Source organism: Collinsella provencensis, assembly GCF_900199705.1.
Taxonomy (GTDB): domain Bacteria; phylum Actinomycetota; class Coriobacteriia; order Coriobacteriales; family Coriobacteriaceae; genus Collinsella; species Collinsella provencensis.
Genome location: NZ_LT904908.1, coordinates 1,503,115 through 1,513,199 on the forward strand (window position 1 = coordinate 1,503,115; position 10,085 = coordinate 1,513,199).

At 59.8% G+C, this 10,085-nt stretch carries 5 protein-coding genes and 3 pseudogenes; 7 read left to right on the forward strand and 1 reads right to left on the reverse strand.

What is annotated here, in order from left to right:
• Window positions 1-631, reverse strand: a pseudogene (locus tag C1711_RS06665) (threonine synthase); the annotation flags it as partial.
• Between the two features lie 410 nt (window positions 632-1,041).
• On the opposite strand from C1711_RS06665, the gene C1711_RS06670 reads away from it, so the two are divergent.
• The 7 genes and pseudogenes from C1711_RS06670 to C1711_RS06700 all read left to right on the forward strand — a co-directional run bounded on the left by C1711_RS06670 (window position 1,042) and on the right by C1711_RS06700 (window position 9,826).
• A complete protein-coding gene (locus C1711_RS06670) occupies window positions 1,042-2,409 on the forward strand; it encodes an aspartate kinase (protein WP_102338332.1) in 1,368 nt (455 codons plus the stop codon).
• Between the two features lie 162 nt (window positions 2,410-2,571).
• Window positions 2,572-3,390 (forward strand): annotated as a pseudogene (locus C1711_RS06675) (aspartate-semialdehyde dehydrogenase); the annotation flags it as partial.
• A gap of 4 nt (window positions 3,391-3,394) precedes the next feature.
• A pseudogene (locus tag C1711_RS06680) lies at window positions 3,395-3,736 on the forward strand (Asd/ArgC dimerization domain-containing protein); the annotation flags it as partial.
• 156 nt (window positions 3,737-3,892) lie between these two features.
• Entirely contained in the window at window positions 3,893-4,747 is an 855-nt protein-coding gene (locus C1711_RS06685) for a DegV family protein (protein ID WP_102338334.1), read from the forward strand.
• 330 nt (window positions 4,748-5,077) lie between these two features.
• A complete protein-coding gene (locus C1711_RS06690; RefSeq protein ID WP_102338335.1) occupies window positions 5,078-7,549 on the forward strand; it encodes a hypothetical protein in 2,472 nt (823 codons plus the stop codon).
• A gap of 115 nt (window positions 7,550-7,664) precedes the next feature.
• Entirely contained in the window at window positions 7,665-9,005 is a 1,341-nt protein-coding gene (locus tag C1711_RS06695) for a sensor histidine kinase (protein WP_102338336.1), read from the forward strand.
• Window positions 9,002-9,826, forward strand: a complete 825-nt coding sequence (locus C1711_RS06700) for a response regulator (RefSeq protein ID WP_102338337.1) — start codon at window positions 9,002-9,004, stop codon at window positions 9,824-9,826. The genes C1711_RS06695 and C1711_RS06700 overlap by 4 nt, the downstream gene beginning before the upstream one ends.
• Window positions 9,827-10,085: the final 259 nt, after the last annotated feature.

Consider the following 10,085-nt stretch of genomic DNA (forward strand, 5'->3'; position numbering starts at 1 on the left):
ACACGGCCACGTTGCCGCCTTCCTGGGTGCTCATCTGCAGTTCCTGCACGCGGCTGACCTTGCCCTCGGGGTAGAACACGGTGATGCCCACGCCCGCGGCGTCGGCAAAGCCCGCAAGCGCAGCTTTGCCCGTGTCGCCCGACGTGGCGGTGACGATCATGATGTTCTCGGTGGCGGCATCGACGCCCGTCGCGTTTTCGTCGGCAGCGTCGCCCGCCGCGCCCGCGCCCGCGGTTCGTGCCATCAGACGCGGCAGCATCTGCAGCGCCACGTCCTTGAATGCGCTCGTGGGACCATGCCACAGCTCAAGCACCTGTGCGGGCACGCCATCGGCATACGGAGCGGCGCCGAGCGCGACAAGCGGCGTGACCTCATCGCTCGCAAACGTTCCCTCATATGCCTCGGAAACGCACGCTGCGATTTCCTCGGCAGAATAATCGGGCAGTAGCGCGCCGAGAACTTCGCGTGCAAGCTCGAAATACGACTTTTCGGCAAGGGTGCTCAAATCAAGTGTGACGGCGCCAAGCGCGTCGCTCACATAAAGGCCGCCATCAGGCGCGATGCCCTTGCGAATCGCCTCCTTGGAGGTGAGCGTGGTTTGGGCGGAACGGGTGCTGTGATACATCGCCATAGGGGCTCCTTTACGGGGTAGTGGCGCTTGTGGTCCGTGGACGGGGCGAGCTTTGATGCAGCTGCAAGCGCCGGAATGACTCCGGGCGCATGCTCTTCTCGGACGGGGTATGGTTGGACAGTGCCCATACTAGCAGAGCCGCGTGCTTTGTCGTGCTAAAGTGCCGCGGGCCACCGTGTTTTACCGTGACATTCCACAGTGCGTTATTGTTTTGGAAACAAAGCGAGTGCCTGCGAAAAAGATACTTTGGCATGGTAAAGTATTCAGGCTTCGCGTGAAGGTCCCGACGGGGACCTGTCAAAACCCGCGGTGGTTTTAACCCGCCGGTGGTTTTGTGAGAAGCGCGATCGTTTCTGTCGTATCAACGTGTAACAGCGGGCGGATGTCCGCGGGGAAGGCCCACGTTCACCATGATAAAAATCGCTAAGTTCGGCGGCTCCTCTGTTGCCGACGCCGAGCATTTCAAGAAGATCAAAGCCATAGTCGACGCCGACCCGGGCCGTCGATTTGTGGTGGTAAGCGCTTGCGGTCGCCGCTTTTCGGGCGACACCAAGGTCACGGACCTGCTCTATTTGGTGGACGCACACGTGAACTACCACGTATCGTGTGACGACCTGCTTGAGGACATCGGCCAGCGCTACTTCGACATCGCCGATGACCTGGGTCTCACGTACCCCATCCGCGAGGAGTTCGCCAAGTTTGCCGAGGGCGCCCGCGCGGGCAAGTTCACAACCGAGTACCTGGTGAGCCGCGGCGAGTACTTTACCGCACGCCTCATGGCCGAGTATCTGGGCTTGCCGTTCATCGATGCCGCCGATATGGTCGCGTTCCACCACGATGGCACCCTTTCGATGAGCCGCACGACCGAACTGGTGAAGAAGAACGCGCGCGAGGGCGGTTTCCTCATGCCCGGTTTCTACGGTGCAACCAAAGAGGGCCGCATCAAGCTGCTCGACCGTGGCGGCGGAGACATCTCCGGCTCCATTCTGGCGCAATGCCTCGGCGCGGACCTCTACGAAAACTGGACTGACGTTTCGGGCTTCCTTTCCGCCGACCCGCGCATCGTGCCCAGCGCTCAGCCTATCCCGCGTATTACCTATGAAGAGCTGCGCGAACTCTCCTATATGGGAGCGAGCGTCCTGCACGAGGAGGCCGTGTTCCCCGTGCGCGAGGCGGGTATTCCGCTGGTCATCAAGAACACCAACGCCCCTGAGGACCCCGGCACCATCATTTCGGAGACCGCCAAGGAAGGCGAATCCGAGCCCATCATTACCGGCATCGCCGGCAAGCGCGGGTTCATCGCCATCGCCGTCTCACGCGACCGCACCAAGAGCCGTATCGGTTTCATGCGCCGCGCGCTGTCCGTGTTCGAGCGCTACGGCGTGTCGGTCGAGCACATGCCCACCGGCGTGGACCAGTTCGCCGCCGTGGTGCAGGCAAGCGATGTGAAGGACTCGCTGTGGTCGCTCATCGCCGATATCAAAGAAGAGGTCGAGCCGCTCGAGATCGAGGTCGTTGAGAATCTGGCGCTCATCGCCACCGTGGGCCGCAACCTGCGCGGACGCCCCGGCGTTTCGGGCCACCTGTTCGGCAAGCTCGGCGAGGCGGGTGTGAGCGTGCGTATGATCACGCAGGGCTGTGATGAGATCAACATCATCTGCGGCGTCGAGGAAAAGGATTTCGACCTTGCCATCGCTACCATCTATGACGCCTTCTGCGAGAAGGACGGCACGATTGTGAGGACCGACGAGCTCAACCCCGTTTCCGCCCCGCTGTAAGACGGGGTCGCGGGAAGGCCGGATTCACGTACGGGTCCGGCTGGCTTTGTCTGAGAGGGTCCGGACTAGGGTCATGTCCGATTTGTTCGAGGGCCCGGACCGGGCCCATGTCCGATTTGTTTGAGATGCATGTTTGAGCACTTGGTTTGAGAGGAACGAGTTATGAAGCAGTACACGGTTGCAATCCTGGGTGCGACGGGCGCGGTGGGCACGCAGATGCTCCAGTGCCTTGACGAGCAAAACTTCCCGGTAGGGGAGCTCAAGCTTTTGGCGAGTGCGCGTTCTGCAGGCAAGGTCGTCTCTACACCGTGGGGTGACGTCACGATTGAGGAGGCTCGTCCCGAGGCGTTCGACGGTTGCGATATCGTGCTCGGAGCCGCCGAAGATGACGTCGCTCGCGCGTTGCTGCCCGAGGCCGTCAAGCGCGGTGCCGTGGCGGTCGACAACTCGCATGCGTTCCGTCTTGACCCGGACGTACCGCTCGTGGTGCCCGAGATCAACGGCGCCGACGCCCTCAACCACAAGGGCATCATCTCCAACCCCAACTGCGCGACCATCATCGGCCTCGTGCCCACCTGGCCGCTGCATCAGCTTGCCGGCGTGACGCGCATGATCGTGAGCACGTACCAGGCTGCAAGTGGCGCGGGCGTGCCGGGTATGCGCGAGCTTGAAGCGCAAATCACGGCGCTCGGCCGTGGCGAGAAAATCCCGGAGCCGCAGGCGTTCGCGGCCCAACTCGTGAGCAATCTCATCCCGCAGATCGGCGGGGAGAAGTTCGAGGGCTACACCTCTGAGGAAATGAAGATGCAAAACGAGGGCCGCAAGATCATGCACCTTCCCGAGCTGCGCGTGAATTGCACCTGCGTGCGCGTGCCGGTGATGCGTTCGCACTCCGAGAGCATCACGCTCGAGTTTGAGCGCGAGATCACGCTCGAGCAGGCTCGCGAGGCGCTTGCCGCCGCCCCCGGTGTCAAGCTCGTGGNTGCGCGTGAATTGCACCTGCGTGCGCGTGCCGGTGATGCGTTCGCACTCCGAGAGCATCACGCTCGAGTTTGAGCGCGAGATCACGCTCGAGCAGGCTCGCGAGGCGCTTGCCGCCGCCCCCGGTGTCAAGCTCGTGGATGACCTTGAGGCTCCGAGCGCGCACGACCGTTGGCCTATGCCCATCGACACGAGCGACCAGGACCTCATCTGGGTCGGCCGCATTCGTCGCGACATTTCCAACCCGGATGCGCTGTGTGGCATCACGTTCTGGTGCTGCGGCGATCAGATTCGCAAGGGCGCTGCCACCAACGCGGTGCAGATCGCGAAGCTGCTGGTCGAGTAAAAGAAAAATCGAACAAATTAACGCGCAAATGACCGTTATCTAACCGATTCTTCATCCGTTGTCGGTGCATGCGTTGTATGCTCTAGGGGTCCTGAAAAACCCTGAACCTCCGCTTTGTGGGGATGCTTCGGATACAACGGATTGGTTGTGACAAGAATGGCAAAGTACGTAATCGTGGTCGAATCCGGCTCCGACGTAACCCCTGAGCTGTGTGAACGCTATGGTATCGTTCCCGTGCCCATGCACGTGACCATGGGCGACGAGACGGTGGACGACGGATCCATCGATCCCATCGAGATTTACGCGCGCTGCAATGAGATGGGCGTCATGCCCAAGACGAGCGGCTGCTCCCCGGCGGACTTCGAAGCGGTCTACGACCGTATTCATGCCGAGCAGCCCGATGCGACCATTCTGCACCTGGCGTATTCCGAGGTGACGACTTGCTCGCATCAGTCCTCCAAGATTGCCGCTGCAGGTCGCGACTACGTGCATTCCATGGACACGCGTTTCGTGTCGATTGGCCAGTCGCTCATCGCGGTCGAGGCTGCCAAGTACATCGAGGCCCATCCCGACGCGACGGTCGAGGAGATCTTCGCCTTCGTGGAGAACTTGGCGGACCGGGTGCTGCTGGGTTTTGTTCCCACCGATCTTGCGTTCCTCAAGGCGGGCGGCCGCCTTACCAACGTTGCGTTTGTGGGCGCGCACCTGCTCAAGATCAAGCCGTGCATCGAGGTCACCGGTGGCAAGTTCGTGGCAACCAAGAAGTTCCGCGGTTCCATGCTCAAAGCCTCGAAGGCGTTCATCGATCATATGGTTTCGTTTGGCAATATCGATTTCAGCAGCATCGGCCTGGCGTATTCGGTCGGCCTTTCTGAGGAGCTGCGCGCCGACATGGAAGCCTATGCGCGTGAGTTGGGCTTTGAAGAGGTTACGTGGCGACAGGTCGGTGGCGTTATTTCCAGCCATTGCGGTCCAACCGCCTTCGGTGCTGTTTTGACCCAGAAGGCGTAAACGTCTCTGCGAAGCACTGCGCGTTTGCCGTGTGCCTGCCAAAATCGAATAGGCGTTCATCATGTGCGGCGTCCTTCCATTTCCTGTGGAGGGGCGCTGTTGTTATGACTGGGCTTGTTGCACTTTCGTTGCACATTCTTTCGTATAGTGAGTTCAAGTCAAATTGTAGGGGGGTCGCCGAAGGCGGTCCGCTCGGGATTGCGTGAGGGGCTTTCAAGCAAGGCCCGAAATGGCGCATGGTGCGGATTTGCACACATGGCCACACGCTTAGGAGTTGCACACACGGATTCACACAGAGTCTTTTGCCAGCTAGAACGAGGGAAGTTGAACATGAGGAAGAAAGAGCGCGGACGCACGGCACGGCGAAATGGAAAACGGATCGTTGCCTTTTCGGTGCTTGCGGTGCTTTTGACAGGTACGCTGGCGTGCTCGTCGCTTGCATGGGCGGTGGGGAGCGACGGGTCTGGTGCGCGTCTTGAAAATACCGTTACGAGCGACGCATCAATCGAAGGCACGTCTAAAACCGGTGCGTTCAGCGACGAGAGCGCCGAGCCTTTCGCGGAAGTCCAGGATGTGACTTATCTCGACGAGAACGGTGATGCGCAAAGCCATGCCGCACTGCCTTTGGCGGCAAGCGACACCACGTGGGGCGTGAACGATGACCAAGAGCATTGGTACGTGATAGATGGCAACGTGGAGTTCACAGATCGCGTGACCGTCACGGGTGATGTGCGTCTGATATTGGCAAATGGTGTGAGTCCGACTGCCCACCAAGGCATCACGGTGGAGGGCGGCAATAAGCTGACAATCTACGCACAGTCCGCAGTTGACGGCACGATGGGAAGATTGAGGGCGCTTGGGGATGGCGATTACGCCGCCATTGGCAACGGCTTTAACAGTTCATGCGGCGCGGTCACGATCAACGGCGGGCATATTTATGCGACCGCCAGAGTAAATGCCGGCATCGGTGGCGGCTACAGAAGCAATGGCGGCACGGTGGAGATCAACGGCGGCATCGTAGAAGCTGTAGGAGGAGAAGGCGCAGGAATCGGCGGCGGTTTGTGGGGGGATGGAGGCAGTATCACCATCAACGGTGGTGAGGTGAACGCCACTGGTCACCAAGGAGCTGGCATCGGCGGTGGCATGGACTGCACAGGCGGCATAATCACCATTACTGGTGGAACGGTGAATGCTGTTGGTGAAAGGGGCGCTGGCGTCGGAGGCGGCGAATATGGGGCTGGCGGCAATATCACCATCAGCGGCGGAACGGTGCAAGCCGAAAGCCTAAGCTACGGTGCTGGCATCGGCGGCGGTACCAATGGTCAAGGTGGAACGATCACGATAAATAGCGGCATCGTAGAAGCTGTAGGAGGAGACGGTGCTGGCATCGGCGGTGGCTTGTGGGGGGATGGAGGCATCATCACTATCAACGGTGGCATCGTTGATGCTACAGGCAAAAACGGCGCTGGCATCGGTGGTGGTTATCAGGGTGATGGTGGTGTGGTTACCGTATCCGGCGGCACGGTGAGGGCCACTGGCACGAGCGGTTCTGAGGGCATAGGCAACGGTCGCGGCGGCGCGGCGGGCACCTTTACCACCGGTGCGGATGGAGAAGCCCTGATCATCGCTTCTTCCATTGCCGACAAGGGCAGACAGGCGGATTGGCGCGGCATCATCTTCGAGGGCAACGACGGCAGGGTATATGGCAACCAGACCCTAACCGACCGCTTGTCTCTCAGCGCCGACCACACGCTCGAGATCCCTGAGAACACTACGCTCACCATCGGCGACGGCGTTTCCTTCGCCAATGACTACAACAGGTTGACGGGCAACGGCACGATCGCTCCTGCCAGCTACAAGCAAACGGCGGACATCGAGATCGCAGACCAACGCCAAGTCTATGATGGAAGCGCGTTTACCCCTACCTACACCTACGCGGGCAATGGAGCAGTGACCGTGAAATGGTACGCAGGTAACAACGGCGTCAAGGGGGCCGAATTGCCGTTTTCGCCTACGATTCCCGGTAGCTACTTCGTTGGCGTGTCTGCGGCAGAGACGGGCATCTGGAAGGCCGCACCCGAGCAGGTGGCGAAGTTCACGATCGAAGTGAACCCTGACCTGGTGGGCGACATCAAGGACGTCACCGATGTGGCGAACAATGCACTTGCTGCGAAACTGACGAACACCGATATGGATCTGGCGCAACGGACCTTGCCGACCGACGTGCTCGGCCAAGTTTCTATCGGCAAAGACGTGGACATCTGGCTTACGTCTGTGCGAGGGGTATCGGATGCAGACGCGGCCGTGATCGCTGCGAACCTGAACGGTTGGACGCTCGTCGACGAGATTGATCTCGCGCTCTTCTACAGGCTGGATGGCGTCGAAACGCAGGTTCATGAGACGGTCGAGCCGGTGACCGTGCAGCTGACGCTTCCCGATTCCGCCGTCAGCACCGACGCATCGAAGGCGAGAAGCTACGAGGTGATACGGGTGCACGATGGCAAGGCATCGGTGATTCCCGCAACGTACGATGCGGATGCCAAGACGCTCACCTTCGAGACGGACGCATTCTCGGCCTACGCGATCGCCTATAAGGACGCGGCTGACGACGCCTCTCCCGATGCTGGCGAACAAGATGCCTCTGGCAACAAGACCAGTGCCGGCAAGTTGGCCGCCACGGGCGATGCGGTGAGTTCGCTCGGTGCTCTCCTGGCGTGCGCGAGTGCGATGATTGCAGGTGTCCTGGTTGTGGATCGCCTGAGGGCGTCTTCCTCTCAAAATGGCAGGCATGCGGCGCGGTAGAGTCCTTTTCTTCAGCGATCTTGCCGATGCTATCGCATATGGTAAAGTACCCGTCTCATGTCGCATGGCAAGGGGCGGGTACCTCCTTGCTCATGGCCGTTAAGGGGGGCGCAGCATGAACCAATTCAACGTCGCTTTCGATGTCTATAGCGCGCTGCTCTGCCTCGTGCTCGGCGGGTACGTTCTTGTTGCGAGCGATCGAGAGGATCGAGCGAATCAGTGCTTTGTGGGCATCTGCCTGTGCAATGCCGTTATGGCGTTGGGCGATTTGGTTGCCTGGTGCTTTATCGCGCCGCTCAATGAGATCGAATATGCAGTGGTCCTTGCTGGCACGTTCCTTTTCTACGTGGCACCGGCGCCGCTGTTTCTTTTCTTCACGGGCTATATCGTCGCGTTCATCTCAAAACGCCATGCCGTGACGCATGATTACCTGAGGTTGCCGCTCATGCTCTTTGCGATCTACTTCGCTGGCTGTGTCGCATCGCTGTTCAACGGGATGTTCTTTGCCGTCGATGCCCAGCGCGGCTATCTGCGTGGGGATCTTTTCTTGCTCGCCCAGGTGATACCGGTTTTTCTTCACCTGCGCAATGCGTGGATCGTGGTCCGGTACCGCTCATTTCTCAGGTTCAAAGAGCTGCTCGGTTTTGCCTGCTATATCACGTTGCCGATCATCGCCGAAGTGCTGCAGGTGACGTGGTTCGGCGTGGCTCTTATGAATACCCTTGTCGCCGTTGCCATCCTCCTCGTTTTCCTGAACATCCAATCGGAGCGAAAGGCCCTGCTCGAACAGCGCGAGCGCGAACTGGCGGAGGCGCGTTCGGCAATCATGCTCAGCCAAATCCAACCGCATTTCCTGTATAACACCCTTACCGGCATTCGGGAGTTATGCTCGAGCGATCCCGCCGAGGCCGCTGTGGCGATCGGTAGCTTCTCGACGTTCCTGCGCGAGAACATGGCGTCTCTTACCAGCAAAGATCCCATTCCTTTCGAGAAGGAGCTGCGGCACATCGCGACCTATCTCGATTTGGAGAAGATGAGGTTTGGTTCGCGCCTGCGCGTTCGCTACGATATACGGGAAAAGGGTTTTACCTTGCCGCTGCTTTCGGTGCAGGTGCTTGTTGAGAACGCGGTTCGTCACGGGATCTCGGTGAAAGAAGAAGGCGGGGAGGTCTGCATCGCCACCAAGGACGATGGGGATGCCTTCGTGGTTTCGGTCATCGACGACGGCGTCGGATTCGATGTGCAAGATGAGCTCCATGCCCCCTTGCATATCGGCATACAGAACGTGCGCATGCGTCTTGCCGAGAGCAGCGGGGATCTTTGTGGGGATGGCAGGGCGACCCTGGAAGTGCGGAGTGAGCCCGGATGCGGCACACAAGCGGTGATTCGCATCCCGCACGCCCGGGTCGATATGGCAACTGAAGCTGATGCAGCCGCCGAAGAGGGGTCGGTATGAACGTTATCGCGGTAGACGACGAGCAACTCGCACTTAAGGACCTCATGAGGGCTCTCGAAAAGGCGATGCCCGATGGCGTCTCGCACGGCTTCAGCAGTTCGAGGCGCGCTTTGGAGTATGCGGAGAACGCCGACGTCGATGTGGCTTTTCTTGACATCAGAATGCCCGGGATGAACGGGCTTGATCTGGCCAAACGCCTCAAGGAACTCCAACCTGAAATGCACATCATCTTCGTGACCAGCTACGACGAATACGCGATTGATGCATTTTCTCTGCACGCCACGGGTTATCTGCTGAAGCCGGTCAACATGGATGAGCTCGTGCGAGAGCTGACCTTCGCCGGCGAGCGGATGGGCGAGGCCCATGCCCGCGACGACGGTCGCGCGTCTGGCGGTTGTTCGCGCGTGCGCGTTCAGACGTTCAATGGCTTCGAGGTGTTCGTAGATGAAAAGCCGCTCTCTTTCAAGCGCTCGAAGACCAAGGAGCTGTTGGCATTGCTGATCGACAGGCGGGGTGCGAGCATCACCACCCGTGAAGCCTGCGCGGTGCTCTGGGAAGATGCCCCCTACAATGCGTCGCAGCGCAGTTACTTCAGGTCGCTTGTAGCCGACTTGCGTTCCACGCTCGTTTCGGTGCACGCGGAAGACGTTGTCGTCAAGCAGCGTGACAGCCTCGCGATCGATCCCGGGGCCGTCGATTGCGATGTGTATCACTTTTTGGATGGAGATCCCATCGCGGTCAACTCATACAAGGGGTCGTATCTCCCATCCTATTCATGGGCGGAGTTCTCGCTGAACAGGGTCGACTGGCCTTACGAGTGACACGCGCCTCGCGCGCTGCGCCGGGCGGCGCTGGCGCCTCTTCCCGCTTCAGCCCTTTGTCGTCTCTTATGACAAGGTGTCGTTGCCTATGGTGAGATGCCGTTGCCTATGGTGAGATGGTGCTGCCTATGGTGAGATGCCGTTGCCTATGGTGAGATGGTGCTGCCTATGGTGAGATGCCGTTGCCTATGGTGAGATGGTGCTGCCTATGGTGAGATGGTGCTGCCTATGGTGAGATGGCTGTCTCTTATCGACATCT

Coding starts and splice junctions, on each gene's coding strand:
- C1711_RS06670 (WP_102338332.1), top strand. CDS start 1,042: ATGATAAAAATCGCTAAGTTCGGCGGCTCCTCTGTTGCCGACGCCGAG.
- C1711_RS06695 (WP_102338336.1), top strand. CDS start 7,665: ATGAACCAATTCAACGTCGCTTTCGATGTCTATAGCGCGCTGCTCTGC.
- C1711_RS06685 (WP_102338334.1), top strand. CDS start 3,893: ATGGCAAAGTACGTAATCGTGGTCGAATCCGGCTCCGACGTAACCCCT.
- C1711_RS06700 (WP_102338337.1), top strand. CDS start 9,002: ATGAACGTTATCGCGGTAGACGACGAGCAACTCGCACTTAAGGACCTC.
- C1711_RS06690 (WP_102338335.1), top strand. CDS start 5,078: ATGAGGAAGAAAGAGCGCGGACGCACGGCACGGCGAAATGGAAAACGG.